Annotated in this window: 25 protein-coding genes; 15 read left to right on the top strand and 10 right to left on the bottom strand. The window is 71.6% G+C overall.

The window, feature by feature from the left end:
- Positions 1 to 46: 46 nt before the first annotated feature.
- Complete coding sequence (locus ACAX67_RS01820; RefSeq protein ID WP_370702107.1) at positions 47 to 820, top strand: hypothetical protein; 774 nt, start codon at positions 47 to 49, stop codon at positions 818 to 820.
- 34 nt (positions 821 to 854) lie between these two features.
- Complete coding sequence (locus tag ACAX67_RS01815) at positions 855 to 1,181, top strand: 4a-hydroxytetrahydrobiopterin dehydratase (protein ID WP_370702106.1); 327 nt, start codon at positions 855 to 857, stop codon at positions 1,179 to 1,181.
- A gap of 4 nt (positions 1,182 to 1,185) precedes the next feature.
- Here the strand turns inward: ACAX67_RS01815 and ACAX67_RS01810 are convergent, their stop codons facing one another.
- A complete protein-coding gene (locus ACAX67_RS01810) occupies positions 1,186 to 1,926 on the bottom strand; it encodes an SDR family NAD(P)-dependent oxidoreductase (protein ID WP_370702105.1) in 741 nt (246 codons plus the stop codon).
- Positions 1,927 to 1,997: 71 nt separating this feature from the next.
- Between ACAX67_RS01810 and ACAX67_RS01805 the strand changes: the two genes are divergently transcribed.
- From ACAX67_RS01805 to ACAX67_RS01795, 3 genes are read left to right on the top strand one after another with little or no spacing between them, the layout of a single operon-like run.
- A complete protein-coding gene (locus tag ACAX67_RS01805) occupies positions 1,998 to 2,276 on the top strand; it encodes a hypothetical protein (protein ID WP_370702104.1) in 279 nt (92 codons plus the stop codon).
- Positions 2,277 to 2,322: 46 nt separating this feature from the next.
- Entirely contained in the window at positions 2,323 to 2,823 is a 501-nt protein-coding gene (locus ACAX67_RS01800) for a TspO/MBR family protein (RefSeq protein ID WP_370702103.1), read from the top strand.
- Positions 2,824 to 2,862: 39 nt separating this feature from the next.
- Entirely contained in the window at positions 2,863 to 3,420 is a 558-nt protein-coding gene (locus tag ACAX67_RS01795; RefSeq protein WP_370702102.1) for an NADPH-dependent FMN reductase, read from the top strand.
- A gap of 2 nt (positions 3,421 to 3,422) precedes the next feature.
- Here ACAX67_RS01795 and ACAX67_RS01790 read toward each other — a convergent pair whose 3' ends face one another.
- The 5 genes from ACAX67_RS01790 to rimK all read right to left on the bottom strand — a co-directional run bounded on the left by ACAX67_RS01790 (position 3,423) and on the right by rimK (position 8,069).
- Entirely contained in the window at positions 3,423 to 3,683 is a 261-nt protein-coding gene (locus ACAX67_RS01790; protein WP_370702101.1) for an SHOCT domain-containing protein, read from the bottom strand.
- Positions 3,684 to 3,794: 111 nt separating this feature from the next.
- Positions 3,795 to 5,066, bottom strand: a complete 1,272-nt coding sequence (locus tag ACAX67_RS01785; RefSeq protein ID WP_370702100.1) for an MFS transporter — start codon at positions 5,064 to 5,066, stop codon at positions 3,795 to 3,797.
- 78 nt (positions 5,067 to 5,144) lie between these two features.
- The gene (gene trxA, locus ACAX67_RS01780; protein WP_370702099.1) at positions 5,145 to 5,498 is read right to left on the bottom strand and encodes a thioredoxin; all 354 of its coding nucleotides are present in this window, start codon (positions 5,496 to 5,498) and stop codon (positions 5,145 to 5,147) included.
- A gap of 53 nt (positions 5,499 to 5,551) precedes the next feature.
- Complete coding sequence (locus ACAX67_RS01775; protein WP_370702098.1) at positions 5,552 to 6,784, bottom strand: MFS transporter; 1,233 nt, start codon at positions 6,782 to 6,784, stop codon at positions 5,552 to 5,554.
- A gap of 94 nt (positions 6,785 to 6,878) precedes the next feature.
- Positions 6,879 to 8,069 (bottom strand): 30S ribosomal protein S6--L-glutamate ligase, encoded by a 1,191-nt coding sequence (rimK, locus tag ACAX67_RS01765; protein ID WP_527890981.1) that lies wholly within the window; start codon positions 8,067 to 8,069, stop codon positions 6,879 to 6,881.
- A 64-nt stretch (positions 8,070 to 8,133) separates the two neighbouring features.
- On the opposite strand from rimK, the gene ACAX67_RS01760 reads away from it, so the two are divergent.
- The 5 genes from ACAX67_RS01760 (at position 8,134) to ACAX67_RS01740 (ending at position 11,377) form a co-directional block, all read left to right on the top strand.
- Positions 8,134 to 8,637, top strand: a complete 504-nt coding sequence (locus ACAX67_RS01760) for an ATP-dependent zinc protease family protein (RefSeq protein ID WP_370703626.1) — start codon at positions 8,134 to 8,136, stop codon at positions 8,635 to 8,637.
- Between the two features lie 4 nt (positions 8,638 to 8,641).
- Complete coding sequence (locus tag ACAX67_RS01755) at positions 8,642 to 9,610, top strand: succinylglutamate desuccinylase/aspartoacylase family protein (RefSeq protein ID WP_370702097.1); 969 nt, start codon at positions 8,642 to 8,644, stop codon at positions 9,608 to 9,610.
- 76 nt (positions 9,611 to 9,686) lie between these two features.
- On the top strand, positions 9,687 to 9,995 hold the full coding sequence (locus tag ACAX67_RS01750; RefSeq protein ID WP_370702096.1) for a hypothetical protein: 309 nt from the start codon (positions 9,687 to 9,689) through the stop codon (positions 9,993 to 9,995).
- Positions 9,996 to 10,219: 224 nt separating this feature from the next.
- Positions 10,220 to 10,894, top strand: coding sequence for a lysoplasmalogenase (locus ACAX67_RS01745; protein ID WP_370702095.1), 675 nt, complete (start codon positions 10,220 to 10,222; stop codon positions 10,892 to 10,894).
- A 9-nt stretch (positions 10,895 to 10,903) separates the two neighbouring features.
- Positions 10,904 to 11,377 carry a carboxymuconolactone decarboxylase family protein gene (locus tag ACAX67_RS01740; protein WP_370702094.1) on the top strand — a complete coding sequence of 158 codons (474 nt, stop codon included), beginning with the start codon at positions 10,904 to 10,906 and terminating at the stop codon, positions 11,375 to 11,377.
- Between the two features lie 29 nt (positions 11,378 to 11,406).
- Here ACAX67_RS01740 and ACAX67_RS01735 read toward each other — a convergent pair whose 3' ends face one another.
- Together ACAX67_RS01735 and ACAX67_RS01730 are read right to left on the bottom strand one after the other, a co-directional pair.
- Positions 11,407 to 12,144 (bottom strand): cache domain-containing protein, encoded by a 738-nt coding sequence (locus ACAX67_RS01735; protein WP_370702093.1) that lies wholly within the window; start codon positions 12,142 to 12,144, stop codon positions 11,407 to 11,409.
- Complete coding sequence (locus ACAX67_RS01730) at positions 12,144 to 12,887, bottom strand: FadR/GntR family transcriptional regulator (RefSeq protein ID WP_370702092.1); 744 nt, start codon at positions 12,885 to 12,887, stop codon at positions 12,144 to 12,146. The genes ACAX67_RS01735 and ACAX67_RS01730 overlap by 1 nt, the downstream gene beginning before the upstream one ends.
- A gap of 109 nt (positions 12,888 to 12,996) precedes the next feature.
- On the opposite strand from ACAX67_RS01730, the gene ACAX67_RS01725 reads away from it, so the two are divergent.
- From ACAX67_RS01725 to ACAX67_RS01705, 5 genes are read left to right on the top strand one after another with little or no spacing between them, the layout of a single operon-like run.
- Positions 12,997 to 14,445, top strand: a complete 1,449-nt coding sequence (locus tag ACAX67_RS01725) for an aminobutyraldehyde dehydrogenase (protein WP_370702091.1) — start codon at positions 12,997 to 12,999, stop codon at positions 14,443 to 14,445.
- Positions 14,442 to 15,569 carry an ABC transporter ATP-binding protein gene (locus tag ACAX67_RS01720; protein WP_370702090.1) on the top strand — a complete coding sequence of 376 codons (1,128 nt, stop codon included), beginning with the start codon at positions 14,442 to 14,444 and terminating at the stop codon, positions 15,567 to 15,569. The genes ACAX67_RS01725 and ACAX67_RS01720 overlap by 4 nt, the downstream gene beginning before the upstream one ends.
- Before the next feature lie 30 nt (positions 15,570 to 15,599).
- Positions 15,600 to 16,802, top strand: coding sequence for an ABC transporter substrate-binding protein (locus ACAX67_RS01715; protein WP_370702089.1), 1,203 nt, complete (start codon positions 15,600 to 15,602; stop codon positions 16,800 to 16,802).
- Positions 16,803 to 16,812: 10 nt separating this feature from the next.
- Positions 16,813 to 17,697, top strand: a complete 885-nt coding sequence (locus tag ACAX67_RS01710) for an ABC transporter permease (protein WP_370702088.1) — start codon at positions 16,813 to 16,815, stop codon at positions 17,695 to 17,697.
- A complete protein-coding gene (locus ACAX67_RS01705) occupies positions 17,697 to 18,527 on the top strand; it encodes an ABC transporter permease (RefSeq protein ID WP_370702087.1) in 831 nt (276 codons plus the stop codon). Before ACAX67_RS01710 ends, ACAX67_RS01705 begins: the two co-directional genes overlap by 1 nt.
- Before the next feature lie 452 nt (positions 18,528 to 18,979).
- Here ACAX67_RS01705 and ACAX67_RS01700 read toward each other — a convergent pair whose 3' ends face one another.
- Entirely contained in the window at positions 18,980 to 21,499 is a 2,520-nt protein-coding gene (locus ACAX67_RS01700) for a glycoside hydrolase family 65 protein (RefSeq protein ID WP_370702086.1), read from the bottom strand.
- Complete coding sequence (locus tag ACAX67_RS01695; RefSeq protein WP_370702085.1) at positions 21,496 to 22,239, bottom strand: HAD family hydrolase; 744 nt, start codon at positions 22,237 to 22,239, stop codon at positions 21,496 to 21,498. The genes ACAX67_RS01700 and ACAX67_RS01695 overlap by 4 nt, the downstream gene beginning before the upstream one ends.
- Between the last annotated feature and the right edge of the window lie 24 nt (positions 22,240 to 22,263).

Raw genomic sequence — 22,263 nt, 5'->3', positions numbered from 1 at the left:
GACTGGTCCGTCCTGGCCAGCTCGGCCCGCGACGAGGGAGGTGGTCATGGACAGCGAGACCGGGGGGCACGTGACCGAGGCAGCCCAGCAGGACGACGTCGACGAGCTGCTCGACATCGTCGTCATCAGCGCCGACGAGCTCAGTGGTTTCGCCGCCATCGACGACGACGCGGCGACAGCGCCGGTCTCGCTGGGCGGCACCGCCGAGGACCGCGAGCGCGAGCGCGAGGTCTCCTACGAGGAGTTCGGCAAGGAGTACATCCGCCGCGTCCTCCACAAGGACCGCATCCTCACGATGATCGACGAGCTGCTCGGCCCGCAGATCCAGCTCGGCCCGATCGGCGCCGGCCCCGGCCGCAAGGCCGCCACCGTCAGCGCGCTCGGCACCTTCCGCCCGTGCAAGGGCGAGGAGATCCCCGGCGAGCTGCTGTCCTACCGGGTCTACCTCCCGATCAGCGTCGTGTTCGACATCGACATGCGCGTCGACAAGCACCGGTTCACCGCCGACGTGGTCGTGCCGATCGTCCTGACGGTCCACACCGTGGCGCCACTGCGGATCCGCATCGACATCACGGTCCCGGGCGACGACGAGGTCGCGCTGACGCTCCAGAGCGACACCCGTCGCGGCGCCGTGCTGCAGAAGCTCGCGCGGCTCGAGCCCGAGCTGCGGCGCTTCCTGGTCAAGGTGGTGCGCACCGAGCTGTCGAAGCCCTACGTACGACGGGCCACCGACTTCGACATGGCAGAGCTCATCGACGAGGCCTGGCCCGGCATCGCGGCCGTCATCCTGCCGCGCGGCCCCGAGGACCGCCTCACCTGAGGCCCGTGGCTCGGCCGGGGCTACCGTCGGAGGCATGGTCACCGCGATCACCCCCGACGAGTTCACCGCTGCTGAGGGCGTCGAGGACTGGGCCGTCCTCGATGCTGCCGTCCCGACGGTCGGCGCCGCGTTCGAGACCGGGTCGTTCGCCCGGGGCGTCGACCTGATCGCCCGGATCGGTGCGCTCGCCGACGCCGCGAACCACCATCCCGACGTCGACCTGCGCTACCCCAGCGTGACGGTCCGCCTGTCCACGCACGAGATCAGCGGGTTGAGCGAGCGCGACGTCGCGCTGGCGCGGCAGATCTCGGCGACCGCGCGGGAGCTCGGGATCCGGGCGGGATCGCCCGAGGGCTCCTGACCGGTCAGCCGGCGGTGTGGCCCTGGTCGACGGTGAGGATGCTGCCGTTGACCGCCGAGGCGTCCTCGGACGCGACGAACGCGACGACCTGGGCCACCTTGTCGGCCGACATCAGGCCGCGCAGCGAGGCCACCCGGAGGATCAGGTCCCAGTCGGCGCCGTCGGGCACCTCGATCGTCGAGGCCTGGGGCGTGTCCATGCCGCCGGGGCACACGCAGTTGACCCGCAGGCTGGTCCGCACGTACTCCACGGCGAGGGCCTTCGTCATGCCGACCACGCCGTGCTTCGCGGCCGAGTAGGCGGCCGAGTAGGACTCGCCCATCACGCCGGCGACGGACGCCACGTTGACGATGTTGCCGCCGGTCTCGAGGAGGTGCGGGATCGCTGCCTGGCTCATGTAGAAGACGCTGTCGAGGTTGACGGCGAGGTCGTGCGACCACTGGTCGCGGGTCACGTCGGTGGTGATGCGGAAGTCGTGCCGCCCCGCGTTGTTGACGAGTACGTCGAGCCGCCCGTGCGTCTCGACCGCGGCCGCCACCGCGCCCCTGCACGCGTCGGGGTCGGCGAGGTCGGCGACGTGGGGGGTGGTGCTCCCCGCCTCTCGCGCGACCGCCTCGAGGCGGCCGGTGTCCCGTCCGACGGCCAGGACGCGCGCGCCCTGCGCCGCGAACAGCTGCACGCACGCCGCACCGAGGCCGGACGACGCACCCGTGACCAGGACCACCTTCTCCGCGAATCGCTGCACAAGCGCGAACGATAACGTGTTCTACCCCGCTCTCAGGAGTCGTTCAGAACCATCTGTCACTCTCGGACGACATGACGGACGCTCCCCACGAACCGCCCCCCGGACCGGCCGCGGACTCGGCCCCGACGCCGCCCGCCGGACCGCCGCGCGCCGGTTCCCAGCCCCGGAGGCGCCGGCGTCGCACGGTGCTGGTGACCTCGCGGTGGGCCGCCTCGGCGGCCGTGATCGCGGCGATGACCGCAGGCGCGCTCGACCCCAACGACGACGACGCCCCGTCGTCCGACACGTCCTCGGCCGTCGACGCGAGTGCACCGACCGATGCGCCAGGCGGCACCGAGACGGGGGCCTGAGGCCTCTGCCGGGTATGCGTCTCCGCTCACCGGGCACCGCTGCGACATGACGACGTCAGCTCCGACCACCCGTGACGCCGGGCGCAGGAGGACGGACGGCTGGGCGCTGGCTGCGTTCCTCGTCGCGGTCGCGGTCGCGGCACTCCTGGGTGGACTCGCGACCAGCGGTGCCGGGTCGACGTACGCCAGCCTCGACCTGCCGCCGTACGCGCCCCCCTCGTGGCTGTTCGGCCCCGTCTGGAGCGTGCTCTACGTGATGATCGCGGTGGCCGGCTGGCTCTACTGGCGCCGGGTGCGGGACGTGGACGCCGGGCTCGTCGCCTACGCGGTGCAGCTGGTGCTCAACGCCGTCTGGACGCCGCTGTTCTTCGGCGCGGACAAGTCGGCGCTCGCGCTGGTCGACATCGTGCTGCTCGCGATCGGGGTCGCCGTCACGATCGGCCTGTTCGCTCCCCGGTCCCGACCGGCCGCGTGGCTCCTCCTGCCCTACCTCACGTGGGTGCTCTACGCGGGCGCGCTCAACGCCGGCATCCTCGCGCTGAACTGACCCCCGAATCCCGTGGGGATGGTCGGGTACCCCTCTGACATGACCAAGATCGCCATCATCCTCGGAAGCACCCGACCCAACCGGAACGGCGCTGCGGTCGCGGACTGGGTCCACAAGTCCGCGGCATCGCGCGACGCGTCGTACGACCTGATCGACCTGCGCGACGTCGACCTGCCGTTCCTCGACGAGGCCATCCCGCCGTCGCAGGGGCGCTACGAGCACGACCACACCAAGAAGTGGGCGCAGCAGATCGCGGACTACGACGGCTTCGTCTTCGTGACGCCGGAGTACAACCACTCGACGTCGGCCGCGCTGAAGAACGCCATCGACTACCTCTACGCCGAGTGGAACAACAAGGCCTGCGCGTTCGTCGGCTACGGCTCGCTCGGCGGGTCGCGCGCGATCGAGCACCTCCGTGCCATCGCCAGCGAGGTCCAGCTCGCCCACGTGCGTCAGCAGGTGTCGCTCTCGCTCCTCGACGACTTCAAGGACTACTCCGACTTCCAGCCGCGCGCGCTGCACGATGACGCGCTCGAGACGCTCTTCGACCAGTTGGAGAGCTGGGCCGGCGCGATGCGGACCGTCCGCGCCGCCTGAGGTCAGGCCTTCTCGCGCAGGACGGCCCGGCGCGCGCGGTACTCCTCGTCGGTGAGCTCACCGGCGGCGTACCGCTCCGCGAGCCGGGCCTCTCCTGCGCGCTGCGGCCCGTAGCCGCAGCTGCGGCGCCGGACGGTGATGGCGACCGTCACCGCCGTGGCGAAGAACGCCAGCCACAGCAGGGGGAAGACCGGCCAGAACGGCGGCGGCCCGTCGTGCCAGTGGTCGGCGGTGGCGGCTGCGGCGATGAGCGTGGTCGACATGGTGTCTCCTCGGATCGGTGGGTGATGACCCCACCCTCGTCGGCCGGCGGCCGGCACACATCTGACGGCGAGCGGCTCCGCCCTACGCCGATCTGCGTACGGCGGCCGCGCTCATGCCGGGACGCCGGCGGACTCCTCGGTCACGCCGTTGACAGCGGCGGGGATCCGCCGCTCGAGCGCGAGCGCCATGAAGCCGATGGCGACGCAACCGGCGACCATGAGCGCGACGTAGACCGCGCCGAGGTCGTGCTCGAGCAGGAAGCCCGCGGCGACGGGGCCGAGGATCGCGCCGCCCTGGAAGGACGCAGCGCTCAGTGCGTTGTAGCGACCGCGGTTGTGGTCGGAGGCGAGGTCGTTGCCGATCGCCGGGATCGTGGGCTGCATCAGCGTCTCGCCGAAGGCGAAGACCGCCATGAACCCGAGCATGCCGGCGGCCGCGAGCGCCGACCCGGGCACCAGGCCGGCCCCGACGAGGAGCAGCCAGGCGAGCCCCCACACGGTCGACATCACGATCATCGCCCGGGTGCGGCGCCGACCGGTCAGCCGGTTGAGGACGAGGAACTGCATCAGGATGATCACGACCGTGTTGACCGCGAAGGAGATCCCGATCACCTGGGTCGACAGCTCGGCCACCTTGCGTCCGTAGCCCGGGAGGCCGGCCTCGAACTGGCCGTAGCCGACGAACACCGCGACGAACGTCAGGCCTGTCAGCCACAGCACCGCCGGCTGGCGCAGGATCGCGCGGTAGCTCGTCGCGCCGGCGGTCTCGGTGTCGGCGGGGTGCTCGGCGCGGCCGTGCACGTGGCGCAGCGGACCCAGGAGGAGCACGGCAGGGATCGCCGCGGTCACGGCGTCGACGAGGAAGATCGTGGTGAAGGTGCGAGGCTCGGACACGTCGACGTAGAGCCCGCCGACGATGCCGCCGACCCCGATGCCGAGGTTGACCAGGGCGAAGTTGACCCCGAAGTAGCGCTGCCGCAGGTCGCCCTCGACCACGGCGGCGATGAGTGCGTTGAACGCGGGCCAGGACACCCCGAAGTTCATCCCGATCAGCACCAGGGCGACAGCAGCGACGGCCGGGGTCGTGGCGAAGGCCAGGATCGCGTTGCCGGCGACCATCGTCGCGCAGCCCGCGAGCAGGATCGACCGCGCGCCGAGCCGGTCGGTCAGCGACCCGCCGGGACCGGTGACGACGAGGCCCGCTACGGCGATCAGGCTCATCAAGGTGCCCGCCAGGCCGAGGTCGAAGCCGCGGACCTCGTGCAGGTAGATCACCGTGAACGGCAGCGTGAGGCCGCGCCCCAACGTCTGGATGGCCACCGTCGACAGCAGCCAACGACCCTCTCGCGGAAGGGCGGCCCAGAACCCGCGGATGCCGGTCACGTCCTCATCGTGCAGTGCGTCACCGACAGCGCGACCGCGAGGGTGGTCGCGGAGGTCGCGCCGGCGACCTCACGAGACCTACTCGGCCTGCCCTTGGGCGGTCGACTCGACGTCGATCGCGCGCACGGCGCCGATCAGCTCCTCCAGCGCTGGCGCCGGCAGGGCGCCCGCCTGGCGGAAGACCAGCTGACCCTTCTTGAAGGCCATCAGCGTCGGGATCGAGGTCACCTGCGCGGCCGAGGAGAGCGCCTGCTCCTCCTCGGTGTTGATCGACGCGAACACCACGTCGGCGTGGGTCTCCGACGCCTTCTCGTAGACCGGCGCGAACATCCGGCACGGGCCGCACCACGACGCCCAGAAGTCGACGAGGACGATCTCGTTGTCGAGCACGGTCTGCTCGAAGGTCTCGGCAGTCAGGTCGATGGTGGACATGGTGGGAGAACGGTCGCACGCCGAGCGCTATTCCGGAAGCGCGCGGGCCGAGGTCACGTGAGCGCGCGTTCCTGTGCCACCGGCACCAGGGCGGCGGCCACGAGGCCGAACGCGGCGGCGAGGGAGAACGCGGCGCCATACCCCCAGGCGGTGATGACCACGCCGGCGACCGGCGGCACGGCGGAGGCGACGAGGTACTGCCCCGTGTTCTGGATCCCGAGCGCGCGTCCGGACCAGAAGGCGCCGGCGCGCTCCGCGACCGCTGCGTAGGCGAGGCCGTTGTCGGCGACGGTGACGGCGGAGGCCACGACGAGGAGGAGTACGGCGACCGCGACCACCACGGGACCCGACCCGGAGGCGGCGATCCCCAGGGCCAGCATGGTGCCCGCGGCGGCCCACGCGATCCACTGCGTCGGGCGGGTGCGGCTGCCGACGAGGTCGGAGAGGTGGCCGGCGCCGATGCGGCCCAGCGCGCCGATCAGCTGGGTGCCCGCCACCACCACCCCGGCGAAGCCCGCGGCCCAGCCGAGCTCGTCGACCAGCCACGTGAGGCCGAAGGTCCACACGACGAACTGCGGCACGACCAGCAGCATCGAGGTGCCGTGGACCCGGGCCAGGTAGCGGTCGGACCGGTAGGGGTTGGGTGCGCCCGAGCGTTCGGTGGCCGGCGGCCGGGGAGGGTCGATGACCAGCAGGGCGACCAGCACCAGGGCGACCGCCGCAGCGACCAGGGGGACGGCGAGCGCCGCGGAGATGCTGACGTGCTCCGCGAGGACCGCCATCGTGAGCGCGCCGAGACCGACGCCCAGCGGCTGGGCGCACTGGCGGATACCCATCGCGAGGCCGCGCCGCTCGGGCGGGAACCAGCCGACGACGATCCGGCCCGACGCGGCGTTGGTCGCGGCGGAGGAGGCGCCCGCGACGAACAGGGCCGCGGCGACGAGCCACGGCCCGTCCACGAGCACGGCGGCCAGGCCGGCCGCGACGACGCCGCTGATGCCGCTCAGCAGCGCGAGGCGCTCACCGCGCCGATCGACGACGACGCCCCACAGCACCAGGGTGCACATCAGGCCCGCCATCGGTGCCGCCGCGACGAGGCCGGCCTCGGCCAGCGACATCCCGCCCCGGTCGTGCAGGACAGGGATCAGGAAGGCGGGCCCGTGCACCATCGTCGCCGACGACGCCTGCGCGGCGGTGCTGACGGCGAGCATGGCCCAGCGCCGCCGTACGGACACGGTGCGAGGTGGCGCGGACGGGTGGTCGGCGCCCAGGGTGGGAGAGGGCACCGGCACAGTCAACGCTGCCGGTGAGGCCTGCGCGGACCGGATCTCGCCCTGTGGCGGGTGAGATCGGTCTCCACGGCACGGCCAGCGGCAGGGATCAGTCCTCGTGGATCGGGTTCTTCGGCAGCCGCTTCACCCGCGAGCGGCGCTTCGGCCGAGCGGGGATCATCGAGCGCATCTCCTCGAGCTTGCCCCAGCACAGCAGCCGGTCGCCGTCCTCCAGCACGTGCCGGGGACGCGGGTTGGGGATCAGCCGGATGCCGCGGTGGAGCGTCAGGACGGTGATGTCGCGCTCGCTGAGGCCGGAGTCGGCGAGCGACTTGCCCACGAGGTCGGCTTCGCCGTGGACGACGATCTCGGCGACGCCGTACCCGGTCGAGACGCTGAGCCTCTCGCGCACGTCGATGTGGGGGAAGGCGACCTGGTTGTCGATGTAGTCGATGATCGCGCCGGCGACGTCGAGCCGGGTCGCGGTCTCGATGCCCTCCAGGCCGGGGGAGGAGTTCACCTCCATGACCAGCGGGCCCTTCTTGCCCTCCAGCATGTCCACGCCGGCGACCTTGAGCCCCATGATCTGGGCAGCGCGGACAGCCGTCTGCTCGTACTCCTCGTCGAGCTCGACCCGCTCCACGCTGCCGCCCCGGTGCACGTTGGACCGGAACTCGTCACCCTGCGCGGAGCGGCGCATGGCCGCGACGACCCGGTCGCCGACGACGAGGGCGCGGATGTCGCGGCCCTTGCTCTCCTTGACGAAGCGCTGGATCAGCACGTTCTGCCGGGTGCTCTGCAGCGTCTCGATGATCGCCTCGGCCACCTTGATCGTCGGCGCCAGGATCACGCCGATGCCCTGGGTCCCCTCGAGCAGCTTGATCACGACGGGCGCACCGCCGACCCGCTCGATGGCCGGGATCACGTCGGCGCGGTCGCGCACGAACGTCGTCGCGGGCATCGCGATCCCGTGCCGCGACAGGATCTGCGTGGCACGCAGCTTGTCGCGCGAGTTCGAGATCCCGCCCGCCGTGTTGGGCGTGTAGACGTCCATCTGCTCGAACTGCCGCACCACCGCGGTGCCGTAGTAGGTGATCGAATTGCCGATCCGGGGCAGTACGGCGTCGTACGACGACAGCTGTCGGCCCCGGAACTGGAGGTCGGGCTCGTCCCCCGAGAGGTCGATGCCGAAGCGCAGGGTGTTGAGCACCTTCACCGTGTGGCCGCGGTCGACGGCCGCGGTGCGGAGTCGCTGGGTGCTGTAGCTGCGGGGGGCGCGGGAGAGGATAGCCAGCTTCACGTCTGGGCCCGATCGGTCGTGTTGGACTGGGTTTCTGGTGGGCTGCCCAGCGGACTACGGACACGTGCACGGGCCGGCCTGCTTGGATGGGGTGGTGCCCACCTCCCATCTAACCAGCGTCGCAGGATGGCGCGAGTGGGTGAGCCTCCCCGAGCTCGGCGTCGACTGGGTGAAGGCCAAGCTCGACACCGGCGCCCGCACGTCGTCGCTGCACGCGTTCGACATCGAGGAGCTCGAGCGCGACGGTGCGCGGTGGGTCCGGTTCGGGATCCACCCGTGGCAGCGCAGCGCGGCCGACTCGGTGACGGCCGAGCTGCCGGTGCACGACGTGCGGCACGTGAGGAGCTCGTCGGGACACGTGCAGGAGCGCTACGTCGTGCTCATGGCGATCCGCATCGGCACCCGCCGCATCAGGACCGAGGTGACCCTGTCGCGCCGCGACGAGATGGGCTTCCGGCTCCTCGTCGGCCGTGAGGCCCTGCGCCAGGGCTTCGTCGTGGACCCCGCGCGCAGCTACCTGGGCGGTCGCCCGAAGCGCGTCGTACGACGTCGCAACAGGGGCGTGTGAGCGGATGCCCCGCGAGTCCTTCGCCATCGGCAACGTCCGGGTGCGCGCCGGTTCGGAGCGCGACGTCGAGCTGCCGATCACCCGGCTGGTCACGGGCGGCGACGCGAGCCTGCCCGTGCGCGTGGTGCACGGCCGCGACCCCGGTCCGGTCGTGTGGGTCAGCGGGGCCATCCACGGCGACGAGGTGATCGGCGTCGAGGTGATCCGCGAGCTGATCGCCACGCTCTCGGCCAAGCAGTTCCGCGGGACCCTCGTCGCCGTACCCGTCGTCAACGTGCTCGGCTTCATGGCCGGTGACCGCTACCTGCCCGACCGGCGCGACCTCAACCGCTCGTTCCCCGGGTCGCCGCGCGGGTCGCTCGCGAGCCGTATCGCGCACCTGTTCATGACCGAGGTCGTCTCGAAGTGCGAGGTCGGCATCGACCTGCACACCGCGGCCGACAAGAGGGCGAACCTGCCGCAGATCCGCGCCGACCTCGACGACCCCCGCACCCGCGAGCTCGCCGAGGTCTTCGGGGCGCCGGTGATGCTGCACGCGCGGCTGCGCGACGGCTCGCTGCGCCAGGCCGCGGTCGAGGTGGGGGCGAAGGTGCTGCTCTACGAGGGCGGCGAGGCACTGCGCTTCGACGACGAGCCGATCCGCGTCGGGGTCGCCGGCATCCGGCGCATCCTCGAGCACCTCGACATGGTCGACCCCGAGCCGACCGGCGAGACGCCCGTCAGCGTGGAGTCGCGCAGCAGCGGGTGGGTGCGGGCGCGCGGCACCGGCATCCTCAACCTGGAGACCCGGTTGGGCGCGACGGTCGAGGCGGGTGAGCGCATCGGCGGGCTGTCCGACACCTTCGGCCGGCGGGTGCGCCTGGTCCGGGCCGACCGGAGCGGCATCGTCATCGGGCTTACCCGCGCGCCGATCGTCAACGCCGGAGACGCCCTCGTGCACATCGCCGCGGTCGAGCCGACCGTCGCCGGCTGAGGGGCGCGAGCGGAGCGAGCCGCGAGACCGCGGGCTGGTGTTTACTACACCCCAGTCAACAATCGAGGGGGCTGACATGGGGCTCAACCCGGTCGGAGAGATCCTGAAGCGCGCGGACAAGACGCTGACGGGTGCCAACGCGACGCTCGAGACGGTCGGCGGCACGCTGACGACGGTCGAGGGCACGCTCACCACCGTCGAGGGCACCCTCGCCAGCGTCGACGAGCGCATGCTCGCGGTCGACCAGACGCTGACGGAGACCAAGGAGGTCCTCGGCCAGGTGCAGGGCCTCCTCGCCGAGCTCGCCGAGGAGATCGCGCTCGTCAAGCAGCTGCCCGAGCTCAAGGCGATGCTCGAGCAGGTCCACGCGGCCGTCGTGAAGTAGCTGGCTGCCGTGCAGTCGGAGCGGCGGGCGGAGCCGGGGCGGGGGGCGCCGCGCGGCTCGGCTGTAACTCAGAGTTCGGTCCGCTCGGTCGGTGGTGCGTTCGCTCCCACGGCGGTCTGACCGGTCAGAACACCGACCAAGTGGACCGAGCTCCGAGGGAGCGAATCGAACACTGAGTTACAGCACCCGCGCGCGCCGTACCCCCCGGGCGCTAGCCTCCGGGCATGGCTCCCGCCACGAGGCTGAAGGCGGCGTACGTCGCCCTGGCCGCCGCCGACACCGCGCTGTCGATGTCGTCGCGCCCCGCTGCCCACAAGGCCCGCTACCTCACGAAGCCGTTGCTGATGCCCACGTTGTCGGCCTCGCTGGCGATGGCGCCGGGTGCGTCGTCGGCACGGCTCCCGGTGCTGGCGGCCCAGGCTGCGGGCTGGGTGGGTGACGTCGGTCTGCTGAGCGAGGAGCGCCGGCCCTTCGTGGTCGGCACGACCGGCTTCGCCCTCGGTCACGCCGCCTACCTGGCGGCCTTCGTGCCGCGACGGCGCCGCACACCCGGGCTGACGAGCGACCCGCGTGCGCGTGCCCTCGCGGGCGTGTGGGCGGCGAGCGCACCGATGATGGCGTGGCGCGCCCGACGGGAGGGCGTGGGGCCGGTCGTCGCGGCGTACTCCGCCTCCCTGACCGCGATGGTGGTCGCCGCCACCCGGCTCGACGCCTCCGAGCGGCCGGCGGGGCGGCGGCTGGTCGCGGCGGGCGCGCTGACCTTCCTCGCCTCCGACTCGATCCTGGGGCTGCGGAAGTTCGTGCTGCCCGATCCCGACCCTCGCCTGGAGGGGGCCGTGATGGCGACCTACACCGCCGCACAGCTGCTCCTCAGCGAGGGCGCCGCGCGGCTGGCCTAGGCTGCCCGGGTGAGCCCGACCGCACCCGAACCCGGCGATCCGCTCTACCTCGACAAGGCGCGGCCGGACGTGTTCGCCGCGATGAGCGGCGTCGCCCGGGCGATCGGGGCCGCCGCGATGGAGGCCGGGGTCAGCGAGCTGCTGCTCGAGCTGGTCAACCTGCGCGTCTCGCAGGTCAACGGCTGCGCCTACTGCCTCGACGTGCACCACAAGAAGGCGCTGCGTCTCGGCGAGGACCCGCGCCGGCTCGCCGTGCTGCAGGAGTGGCAGGAGACCGACATCTTCTCCGACGTCGAGAGCGCCGCGCTCGAGCTCGCCGAGAGCATCACGCGCATCCCCGTGCCGGCCGAGCGCGGTGCGACCGAGGAGGTCGCGCGCCAGGTCCTCGGCGACGACGCCTACGCCGTGATCGCCTGGGCCGCGATCTCGATGAACGCGTTCAACCGCATCTCGATCACCAGCCACCACCCCGTCCGCCCCTGACCCGCTTCCCGGCGGGCGGCGGGGTGCGCTCAGAGCTCGAGCACGGCGAGCGGCAGTTCGCCTACGACGTGGAGCCCGCTCGCGGCCCGCGCCGAGGCGGGCCATGCGCCCGGCACGTCGAGCTCGGTGACGAGGTCGCCGCAGAGGTGGCGACCGCTGTTGCTGGCGACGATGCGGCCCTGCTCGTTGACGACGGCGAGAGGCCTGCCGGCGACACGGAGCGTCGGGAGCAGCAGCTTCTCGGCCGTCTGGACCCCGATGTCCGCCCCGGCGACCCCGGCGAACCGGCCGTCGACGAGCACGGGCGCGGTGTAGGTCATGTTGTAGTCGTCGGTGCAGAGGTAGTCGATGTAGGGGCCGGTGACGTGGCGCCGGCCGGTGTCGCGCGGGACGACGTACCAGGTGAGGAACTCGTAGTCGAAGAAGCCGACACCGTCGGGGTCGGTCTGGCACACCATCCGGTGGGAGCGTCCGTCCTCGCCCTGGGTGAACCACTCCAGCCACCACGGCTCGTCGGCGAGGTAGCCGACCGCGGCGACGTAGCCGGCGCCGCGGACGGGGTGATCGGGGTCGCCGACGTAGCCGGCGCAGAGCTCGTCGACGCCGCCGAGGGTGCCGCGGCTCGGCGCGCCGCCGGAGGCGAACCTCGCCTGCACCAGCGCGGAGATGGCGTCGACGACCTCGAACGCGGCGCCGGCCATCGCCGCCACGGCGTCGACGACCTTCTCCACCTCGGGAGCGAGGGCGGGGGTCCTGGTTGCGGTCATCACGGCTCCTGGGCGAGGTGGTAGTCGATGAGACGTGCGGTGGCGTCGGCGACCCGCTGCTCGGCGGTACGGCGGGCGGCCCCCTCGTCGCGCGCCTCGATGGCGTCGACGACGGCGTCGCAGCTGGTCACCATCTGCTCGTGGCTGTCGTCGTCGCCGAAGGCCAGCCACAGGAGGGTGCCGAACTCGGCCTGCATCGCGACCTCCTCGTGGTAGAGCCGCGCGGACTGGGCGGCGACCGCCACCTGGATGTGGAACTGCGCCTCGGCCCGGCGTCGCGCATCGGGCTTCTGGGCGTCGGCGAGCTGTGCCGCGGCCCGCCTCAGCTGGCGCACGTCCTCGACGTCGTTGCGGCGCGCGGCGAGCGCTGCTGCCGAGCCGGCGATGGCGGCATAGAGGTCGCCGAGGTCGCGCAGCTCGAGCACGCTCACGGCCGCCAGGCGCCGCTTGGCGAGGACCGCGGGTCCGTCGGCGGGCTCCCGCACGAAGCTGCCTCCGCCGCGCCCGCGGCGGGTCTCGATGAGGCCCTCGCCGCGCAGCACCGACAGCGCCTCCCGGATGGTCACGGTCGAGACGCCGAACTGCTGCGCGAGGTCGGCCTCGCCCGGCAGCTGCTCGCCGTCGGGCAGCAGGCCGAGGGCGATCGCGTCGGTGAGCCGCCGGGCGACACGAGCGGATCGGCTGGTGCTCTCCAGCGGCGCGAACACGGCAGCGGTCGCGCGTCCGTAGAACTGGATCGCCACTGCCCTCCGCCTCCCTCGCCCGTCCGTCCGACCTCGCCGCTCCGGCGGGGCACACGAATTGTGCACCACCCCTTGTGCTTTGAAAACTGATCTCATAGGTTTTCGTGCCATGACTCCGGACCTGGTCGTGCGCAACGTCATCGGGGGCAAGCCGTGCGAGGCCGCCGGCGGAGCCCGCACCAAGCTCGTGGAGCCGGTGCGCGGCACCGTCTTCGCGACCGCCCCGGCCTCCTCGGCCGCCGATGTGGACGACGCCTACGCCGCGGCCGACGAGGCGCGTGCCGAGTGGGGTCGCGCCACCCCTTCCCAGCGCCAGCAGGCGATGCTCAAGCTCGCGGAGCTCGTCGTCGAGCACGCCGACGACCTGGTCGAGGCCGAGGTCGCCAACACCGGCAAGATCCGCTCGCTCACCCGGAGCGAGGAGCTCGACGTCGCGGCCGACCAGCTGCGCTTCTTCGCGGGCGCCGCGCGGATGCTCGAGGGGCGGGCGGCGGGGGAGTACCTGGACGGCTTCACCTCGTTCGTACGACGGGAGCCCATCGGCGTCGTCGGCCAGGTGACGCCGTGGAACTACCCGCTGATGATGGCCGTCTGGAAGATCGGACCCGCGCTCGCCGCCGGCAACACGATCGTCCTCAAGCCGAGCGACACCACGCCCGCCAGCACCGCGCTCCTCGGCGAGATCGCCCAGGAGGCGCTGCCGCCGGGGGTGCTCAACGTCGTGTGCGGCGACCGCGACACCGGTCGGGCCGTGGTGGAGCACCGGGTCCCCGGCCTGGTCAGCATCACCGGCTCGACCCGGGCCGGCATCGAGGTCGCGCGCTCGGCCGCGGCCAGCGTGACCCGGGCCCACCTCGAGCTCGGCGGCAAGGCGCCCGCGGTCGTCTTCGCCGACGCCGACCTGGCCGAGGTGGCCGAGGGCGTCGGGGTCGGCGGGCTCTTCAACGCCGGTCAGGACTGCACGGCCGCGTGCCGGGTGCTCGTCCACGAGGACGTCCACGACGACCTCGTCGCAGCGCTGACCGGGTGGATCCGCGACAACGCCCGGCCGGGGCTCCCCGAGGACGACGACGCCCTGTTCGGACCGCTCAACAACGCCCACCAGCTGGCCCGGGTGCAGGGCTTCCTCGCCGACCTGCCGAGCCACGCGAGCGTCGCGCTCGGCGGCGGCCGTCCCGCCGACCTGCCCGAGGGGGGCTTCTACCACGAGGCCACGGTCGTGACCGGCGTACGGCAGGACGACCGGATCATCCAGGAGGAGGTGTTCGGGCCGGTGATCACCGTCCAGAGCTTCGCGACCGAGGAGGAGGCGGTGGCGCTCGCCAACGGCGTGCCCTTCGGCCTGGCGTCCTCGGTGTGGACCGCCGACCACCAGCGCGCCCTGCGGCTCTCGGCCGACCTCGACTTCGGGTGCGTGTGGGTCAACGCGCACATCCCGCTCGTCGCGGAGATGCCCCACGGCGGCTTCAAGATGTCGGGCTACGGCAAGGACCTGTCGGCGTACTCCGTCGAGGAGTACACCCGGGTCAAGCACGTGATGTCGGCGGTGGGCCGGTGAGCCACCCGATCAGCGAGCAGACGGCCGCCGAAGTGGACGCGGTCGAGCCCGACCAGGCGGAGCAGGCCCCGGCCATCACGATCCGCGGGCTGCGCAAGGAGTTCGGCAGCGTGGTGGCGGTCGACGGGGTCGACCTCGACATCGCCAACGGCGAGTTCTTCTCGATGCTGGGACCGTCCGGGTCGGGCAAGACGACGGTGCTGCGGATGGTGGCCGGCTTCGAGACGCCCACGGCCGGCACGGTCGCGCTCGGGGGCACCGACGTGACGCGGCAGCCGCCCTTCGCCCGCGACGTCAACACGGTCTTCCAGGACTACGCCCTCTTCCCCCACATGACGGTCGCCCAGAACGTCGAGTACGGCCTGCGGGTCAAGCGGGTGCCCCGTGCGGAGCGCCGCAAGCGCGCGGCGGAGGCGTTGGACCGCGTCCAGCTGGGCCAGTACGGCGGACGGCGACCCGGCCAGCTCTCGGGAGGCCAACGGCAGCGCGTCGCCCTCGCCCGCGCGCTCGTCAACCGCCCGCGGGTGCTGCTGCTCGACGAGCCCCTCGGCGCCCTCGACCTCAAGCTGCGCCGGGAGATGCAGGTGGAGCTCAAGCAGCTCCAGCGCGACCTCGGCATCACCTTCCTGTTCGTGACCCACGACCAGGAGGAGGCGCTCACGATGAGCGACCGCATCGCGGTCTTCAACAACGGGCGCATCGAGCAGGTCGCCACCCCTCGCGACCTCTACGAGCTGCCGGCCACGCCGTTCGTGGCCGGTTTCGTCGGCACCTCCAACGTGCTCGACGGAGAGGCCGCGACCGCGCTGCTGGGCGAGCCCGGCATCTTCAGCGTCCGGCCGGAGAAGATCCAGCTCCACCTCGACGACCCGCACGCCTCGGGCTCGGCGTCCCCGCACGCGGTCACCGCCGCCGGGGTCGTCCGCGAGGTCGTCTACCTCGGCTCTGCGACCCAGAGCATCGTCGACCTCGACCTCGGCGGCTCGCTGATCGTGCTCCGCCAGAACCAGCTGTCGCCCGACGAGGGCGACGTCGCAGGTCGTGGCGCGCGCGTCCACCTCAGCTGGTCGCGCGAGCACACCGTCTCCGTGGCTCCGGAGCCGGTCCCCACCACCGCCGACTGACCCGTCCTCCCTCAACAGCAAGGAACCGTCATGACCCCTCGACACCTCAGGTGGCCCCGCATCGTCGCGGCGTGCGCGGCCCTGACCCTGACCGCTGCCTGTGGCACGACCTCCAGCGACGACAAGGCCTCCGACGGAGGGTTCAAGGCCCCCGACCTGCCGATGCTGCAGAAGCTCGGCGACCCCGAGGGCGAGGTGAACATCCTGGCCTGGCCGGGCTACGCCGAGGACGGCTCGACCGACCCGAAGGTCGACTGGGTCACCGACTTCGAGAAGGAGTCCGGCTGCCAGGTCAACGTGAAGTACTTCGGGACCTCCGACGAGGCCGTCAGCCTGATGAAGACCGGGGAGTACGACGTCGTGTCGGCCTCGGGCGACGCCTCGCTGCGGCTCATCGCCGGCGGTGACGTGGAGCCGGTCAACACCGACCTGGTGCCCAACTACGCCGACGTCTTCGACTTCCTCAAGGACCGCGACTGGAACTCCGTCGACGGCCAGATGTACGGCATCCCGCACGGCTGGGGCGCCAACCTGCTCATGTACCGCACCGACGAGGTGACGCCCGCGCCGACCAGCTGGGGCGCGGTCTTCGACACCGACTCGCCGTACAAGGGCAAGGTGACGGCGTACGACTCGCCCATCTACATCGCCGACGCCGCGCTCTACCTGATGAAGCACGAGCCCGACCTCGGGATCGAGAACCCGTACTCGCTCGACCAGGACCAGCTCGACGCCGCCGTCGACCTGCTCAAGGACCAGCGCGGGCTGATCTCGGAGTACTGGTCGGACTACCTCAAGGAGGTCCAGGCCTTCACCACGGGCGACTCCGTCATCGGCACCACCTGGCAGGTGATCGCCAGCGTCGCGAAGGGCGAGGACGTGCCGGTCGAGGCGATCCTGCCCGAGGAGGGCTCGACGGGCTGGTCGGACACCTGGATGGTCTCGAGCAAGTCCGACCACAAGACCTGCGCCTACCTCTGGCTGGACCACATCATCAGCCCCGAGGCCAACGACGCCGTGGCGGAGTACTTCGGCGAGGCGCCGGCGAACGCGAAGGCCTGCGACATCGCGACGGAGGGCTTCTGCGACGAGTACAAGGCCGCGGACGCCGACTTCGCCGCGCAGATCTGGTACTGGACCACGCCGATCGAGCAGTGCCTGGACGGCCGCACCGACGTGAAGTGCACCGACTACGGCGACTGGACCCAGGCCTGGACCGAGATCAAGGGCTGACCAAGGACCGATGAGCACCGCCTCCGAGGGCACCCGGCACGGGCTGTCCGCCGTACTGCACCGCCATCCGCGGCTGCGGCTGAGCCTCCTGATCGGCCCGCCGATGCTGTGGCTCGGCGTGGCCTACCTGGGTGCCCTCGGGGCGCTGTTCATCACCTCGCTGTGGGGGCAGGACTCCTTCACCGGCACCGTCGTCCGCGAGTGGAACCTCGACAACTTCCGGATCCTGTGGGAGTCCGAGGTCTACCGCAAGATCGCCTTCCGCACGGTCGGCATCGCGGCGCTGGTGACGGCGATCGACGTGCTGATCGCCTTCCCGGTCGCGCTCTACATGGCCAAGATCGCCTCGCCGCGGATGCGGCAGGTGCTCGTCATCGCGGTGCTCACGCCGCTGTGGGCGAGCTACCTGGTCAAGGCCTACGCGTGGCGGATCATGCTGAGCGAGGACGGCGTGGTCAGCGACCTCGGCGGGCTGCTCGGCATCGACACCCCCGGGTACGGGCTCGTCGCGGTCGTGATCACGCTGGCCTACCTGTGGCTCCCGTTCATGATCCTGCCCATCTACGCCGGGCTGGAGCGACTCCCCGACTCGATTCTCGAGGCGTCGATGGACCTCGGTGCGAAGACGGGCCACACGGTGCGCCGCGTCGTGGTGCCGCAGGTCTTCCCGGCCGTGATCGCGGGCTCGATCTTCACCTTCTCGCTGTCGCTCGGCGACTACATCACGGTGCGCATCGTCGGGGGTGCCAACCAGATGCTCGGCAACGTCGTCTACGACAACGTCGGCGCCGCCAACAACCTGCCGTTCGCGGCCGCCGTGGCGACGATCCCGGTCGTGATCATGTTGGTCTACCTGGGCGCCGCGCGCCGTACCGGCGCCCTGGAGAACGTCTGATGAGCAGCCCCTTGTCCCCGAGCGCGACCTGGTCGCCCGGCTTCCGCATCGTCCTGCGCGTCGTCACCGGCCTCGCGCTGGTGGTCATCTACGCGCCGCTGCTGCTGGTGGTCGTGAACTCCTTCAACGCCAGCCAGACCTTCGCGTGGCCGCCCACCGACCTGACCCTCGACTGGTGGCGCAAGGCCGCCGACAGCGCGGGTGCGCGCGAGGCGGTCAAGGTGTCGGTCGAGGTCGCGGCGCTCGCGACGATCTTCGCGCTGGTGCTCGGCACCATGGCCGCGATGGCGCTCCAGCGCTACCGCTTCTTCGGGCGCGACGCCGTCTCCTTGCTGATCATCCTGCCGATCGCGCTGCCCGGCATCGTCACGGGCATCGCGCTCAACAACGCGTTCCGCACCATCTTCGGGTTGGAGCTGGGCTTCCTCACGATCGTCATCGCGCACGCGACGTTCTGCATCGTGACCGTCTTCAACAACGTGATCGCACGGCTGCGACGGATGGGCCTCAACCTCGAGGAGGCGTCCGCCGACCTCGGAGCGTCGACGTTCACCACCTTCCGGCTGGTGACCTTCCCGATGATGCGCTCGGCCCTGCTGGCCGGTGGCCTGCTGGCCTTCGCGCTCTCCTTCGACGAGATCATCGTGACCACCTTCACCGCCGGTGCCCGCGAGCAGACGCTCCCGATCTGGATCTTCAACAACCTCTTCCGGCCCAACCAGGCGCCGGTGGTCAACGTGGTCGCCGTGGTGCTGATCCTGCTCTCGATCATCCCGATCTGGGTCTCGCAGAAGCTCGCGGGCGCCACCGAGGGGCTCGCGGGCCGCTAGGAAACGCAGCCCCCGCTGGTCGAGAAGGTCGCCCACCCCCCGTTGGTCGAGGAGGTCGCGCAGCCCCCGTTGGTCGAGGAGGTCGCGCAGCCCCCGTTGGTCGAGGAGGTCGCGCGCCCCCGCTGGTCGAGGAGGTCGCGCAGCGACCGTCTCGAGACCCGGTGACGTACCCACCCACCGTCCCCACCGTCGGCGGGCACCGCACCGCGTCTCGATACGTCGCTCGCTGCGCTCGCTCCTACTCGACGACCGGTTCGGCTGGTCTAGGAGGTCGCGCACCCCGCTGGTCGAGGAGGTCGCGCAGCGACCGTCTCGAGACCCCGTGACGTACCCACCCACCGTCCCCACCGTCGGCGGGCACCGCGCCGCGTCTCGATACGTCGCTCGCTGCGCTCGCTCCTACTCGACGACCGGCTCGACGACCGGCTCGGCGACCGGCTCGACGAGCGGGGTCAGCCGTCGTCGCCGGACGGGACGATGGCGTGGATGACCGTGCCGTCCGCGCGCTGCATGCCGTCGGGGTTGGGCGGCTCGCCGTCGAGCATGGGGCCCTGGTGCTCCAGGGGTACGACGACGGGCGCGTCGGGCTTCACCGTGACGGTCTCGCCGCGGACGTTGAGGCTCACCGGGCCGGGGCCGTGCTCGACGCAGAGCTCGACCTCGTCCTTGCGCACCGTCACCAGCACCCGGGTGCCGCGCAGGGTCACCCGGTAGGCGAGCGAGGACCACCCGCGCGGCAGCCGGGGGTCGATCGCCCACTGCTCCTCGCCGCGGTCGTTGCCGTGGTCGCGGAAGCCGCCGAAGCCGTGGACGAGCGCGCTCCACACCCCGCCGGCCGAGGCGACGTGCACGCCGTCGGAGGTGTTGTGGTGGCGGTCGTCGAGGTCGACGAAGAGGGCGGCGTGGAAGTAGCGCAGGGCCAGGTCGGCGTACCCCACCTCGGCGGCGATGATCGACTGCACCACGGCGGACAACGTCGAGTCCCCCGTCGTGATGGGGTCGTAGTAGTCGAAGTCGGCGCGCTTCTGCTCGGCGGTGAACTCCTCACCCTGCAGGAAGAGCGCCAGCACCACGTCGGCCTGCTTGAGCACCTGGAAGCGGTAGATGACCAGCGGGTGGTAGTGCAGGAGGAGAGGCCGTTTGTCGGTGGGCGTGTTCTCCAGGTCCCACATCTCGCGCTCGAGGAAGTGCGCGTCCTGGGGGTGGATGCCGACCTGCTGGTCGAAGGGGATCGACATCCCCTGTGCGCACGCGGCCCACTCGTCCGCCTCGTCGGGCCGGAGCCCCGTCCGCCGTACGAGGTCGGCGTGCGCCTCGGGGTCGTCGCGCTCGATCCGCCACACCTCGTGGGCCGCTCGGCGCAGGTTGAAGCGCGCGAGCACGTTCGTGTAGAGGTTGTCGTTGACGACAGTCGTGTACTCGTCCGGCCCGGTGACACCGTGGATGTGGAAGGTGCGCTGCTCCTCCTCGCGCCAGAAGCCGATGTCGGCCCACAGTCGCGCGGTCTCGACGAGGATGTCGATCGCCTCGCGGTTGAGGAAGTCGTCGTCGCCGGTGGCGCCGACGTACTGGCTGAGGGCGTAGGCGATGTCGGCGTCGATGTGGTACTGCGCCGTGCCGGCCGCGTAGTACGCCGACGCCTCGTTGCCGTTGATCGTGCGCCAGGGGAAGAGCGCGCCGCGCTGCGAGAGCTCGCGCGCACGGCTCCGGGCGTTGTCGAGGAGCGAGTAGCGGAACCGCAGGGCGTTCCGCGCGGCCCACGGCATCGTGTAGGTGAGGAACGGCATCACGTAGATCTCGGTGTCCCAGAAGTAGTGACCGCCGTAGCCGGAGCCGGTCACCCCCTTGGCGGCGATGCCCTGTGCCTCCGCACGAGCGGAGGCCTGGAGCACGGAGAAGAGGTTCCAGCGCACGGCCTGCTGCAGCTCGGGGCGTCCGGAGATCTCCACGTCGCTGCGCGCCCAGAAGTCCTCGAGCCAGCGACGCTGCTCGTCGTACTGGTGCTCGACGCCCTGCTCGTGCGTGCGTGCGAGCGTGCGCTCGCAGCGGTCGATGAGCTCGCTCGGCGGCACCGACCGCGACGTGTGATAGCTGACCAGCTTGGTCAACCGGATCGGCACGCCGGGCTCGGCCGCGACCTGGTAGATCACCTTGGCGAGGTCCTCGTCGGCCTCGACCCTGACGGAGTACGGCGAGGCCGTCTCCAGCTCGTGGTCCGCGACGACGCCGATCGTCATCCGGCTCCGCGCCGCGCGGTAGCCCAGCCGCAGCCGCCCGGTCTCCTCGTCGGCGCCGTGGAGGACGGGTTCGAGGACCCGCCGGTCGAAGCGGTCGGCCTTGCGCGGGTCGGTCGTCTTCGGCACGTCGGAGACGATGAGGCCGTCGTCGACGTCCTGGCGGTTGATGAGCTGGGAGGAGAGGACGACCGAGGCCTTCTCGTCGAGGAGGGTGACCTCGAAGTCCAGCACCGCGAGGTGACGCTGGGCGAGCGGCACCATCCGCCTGCTGCGCAGCCGGACCTCCTTGCCGCCCGGGGTGCGCCACACGAGCTCGCGGCGCAGCACGCCGCTGCGGAAGTCGAGCGAGCGCTCGTACTCCAGGAGGTCGGCCACCGACATCTGCAGTGGTTCGTCGTCGACGTAGAGCCGGATCACCTTCGCGTCGGGCGCGTTGATGATGGTCTGACCCTCGCGCGCGAACCCGTAGGCCTCCTCGGCGTGCATGATCGGCCAGGTCTCGTGGAAGCCGTTGATGTAGGTGCCCTCGACGTAGGCGTCGCGGCTCTCGGAGTAGTTGCCCCGCATGCCGAGGTAGCCGTTGCCGACCGAGAAGATCGACTCGGTGGTGCCCGCGTCGTCGGCCTCGAAGCGGGTCTCGACCAAGCGCCACTCGTCGATCGGGAAGCGACTCCGGTCGAGAGGGTCGGCGATCGGCGGCGCGATGTGGGACGGCCCGTCGGCCGGTGACGTCATCGGGAGTCCTCGGGCACGAGCTCGGCGAGGTCCTGTACGACGACGTCGGCCCCTCCGTCGGTCAGCGCCTTCTCGCCCGCGCCCCTGTCCACCCCGACGACGAGGCCGAAGTGCCCGGCCGCGCCGGCCTCGACGCCGCTGATCGCGTCCTCGAAGACGACGGATCGCTCCGCCGTCGCACCGACCTCCTCCGCCGCCGCCAGGAACGTGTCGGGGGCGGGCTTGCCCGCGAGGTGCCGCTCGGCCGCGATCCCGCCGTGCATGACGAAGTCGAAGTAGTCCGCCACCCCGGCGGTCTCGAGGACCGCGGGTGCGTTGCGGCTCGAGGACACGATCGCCATCGGCAGGCCGCGTGCTTTCAGCGCGTCGAGGAGGCGGACCGATCCGGGGTAGGCCTCGACCCCCTCGTCGGCGAGCACCTTCGAGAAGTAGTCGTTCTTGCGGTTGCCCAGCCCCATCACGGTGTCCGCGTCCGCGGGGTCGTCCGGGGTCCCCTCGGGCAGGTCGATGCCGCGGGCGTGCAGGAACGTGCGGACCCCGTCGTAGCGTGGCTTGCCGTCGACGTACGCGTAGTAGTCCTCGTCGGTGTAGGGCTTCTGGCCTGGCTTGCCCTCGAGGTAGTCGTTGAACATCGCCGACCACGCGCGCATGTGCACCTCCGCGGTCGGCGTCACGACGCCGTCGAGGTCGAAGAGCGCAGCGTCGTACTGGTCCCAGTTCACGTCGGCCACGGTTTCCACAGTAACCAGCCACGGCCGGGTTGA

The organism is Nocardioides candidus, from assembly GCF_041321175.1.
Classification (GTDB): Bacteria; Actinomycetota; Actinomycetes; order Propionibacteriales; family Nocardioidaceae; genus Nocardioides.
Note: the sequence above shows the minus strand (reverse complement) of the source record. Positions and strands in the feature narration are given on the sequence as shown.

What these genes read in the sequence shown, in the direction of transcription:
- ACAX67_RS01820 (WP_370702107.1), top strand. Translation starts at nt 47, where the DNA reads ATGGACAGCGAGACCGGGGGGCACGTGACCGAGGCAGCCCAGCAGGAC.
- ACAX67_RS01815 (WP_370702106.1), top strand. Translation starts at nt 855, where the DNA reads ATGGTCACCGCGATCACCCCCGACGAGTTCACCGCTGCTGAGGGCGTC.
- ACAX67_RS01805 (WP_370702104.1), top strand. Translation starts at nt 1,998, where the DNA reads ATGACGGACGCTCCCCACGAACCGCCCCCCGGACCGGCCGCGGACTCG.
- ACAX67_RS01800 (WP_370702103.1), top strand. Translation starts at nt 2,323, where the DNA reads ATGACGACGTCAGCTCCGACCACCCGTGACGCCGGGCGCAGGAGGACG.
- ACAX67_RS01795 (WP_370702102.1), top strand. Translation starts at nt 2,863, where the DNA reads ATGACCAAGATCGCCATCATCCTCGGAAGCACCCGACCCAACCGGAAC.
- ACAX67_RS01790 (WP_370702101.1), bottom strand. Translation starts at nt 3,683, where the DNA reads ATGTCGACCACGCTCATCGCCGCAGCCGCCACCGCCGACCACTGGCAC.
- trxA (WP_370702099.1), bottom strand. Translation starts at nt 5,498, where the DNA reads ATGTCCACCATCGACCTGACTGCCGAGACCTTCGAGCAGACCGTGCTC.
- ACAX67_RS01755 (WP_370702097.1), top strand. Translation starts at nt 8,642, where the DNA reads ATGCCCCGCGAGTCCTTCGCCATCGGCAACGTCCGGGTGCGCGCCGGT.
- ACAX67_RS01750 (WP_370702096.1), top strand. Translation starts at nt 9,687, where the DNA reads ATGGGGCTCAACCCGGTCGGAGAGATCCTGAAGCGCGCGGACAAGACG.
- ACAX67_RS01745 (WP_370702095.1), top strand. Translation starts at nt 10,220, where the DNA reads ATGGCTCCCGCCACGAGGCTGAAGGCGGCGTACGTCGCCCTGGCCGCC.
- ACAX67_RS01735 (WP_370702093.1), bottom strand. Translation starts at nt 12,144, where the DNA reads ATGACCGCAACCAGGACCCCCGCCCTCGCTCCCGAGGTGGAGAAGGTC.
- ACAX67_RS01725 (WP_370702091.1), top strand. Translation starts at nt 12,997, where the DNA reads ATGACTCCGGACCTGGTCGTGCGCAACGTCATCGGGGGCAAGCCGTGC.
- ACAX67_RS01715 (WP_370702089.1), top strand. Translation starts at nt 15,600, where the DNA reads ATGACCCCTCGACACCTCAGGTGGCCCCGCATCGTCGCGGCGTGCGCG.
- ACAX67_RS01710 (WP_370702088.1), top strand. Translation starts at nt 16,813, where the DNA reads ATGAGCACCGCCTCCGAGGGCACCCGGCACGGGCTGTCCGCCGTACTG.
- ACAX67_RS01705 (WP_370702087.1), top strand. Translation starts at nt 17,697, where the DNA reads ATGAGCAGCCCCTTGTCCCCGAGCGCGACCTGGTCGCCCGGCTTCCGC.
- ACAX67_RS01700 (WP_370702086.1), bottom strand. Translation starts at nt 21,499, where the DNA reads ATGACGTCACCGGCCGACGGGCCGTCCCACATCGCGCCGCCGATCGCC.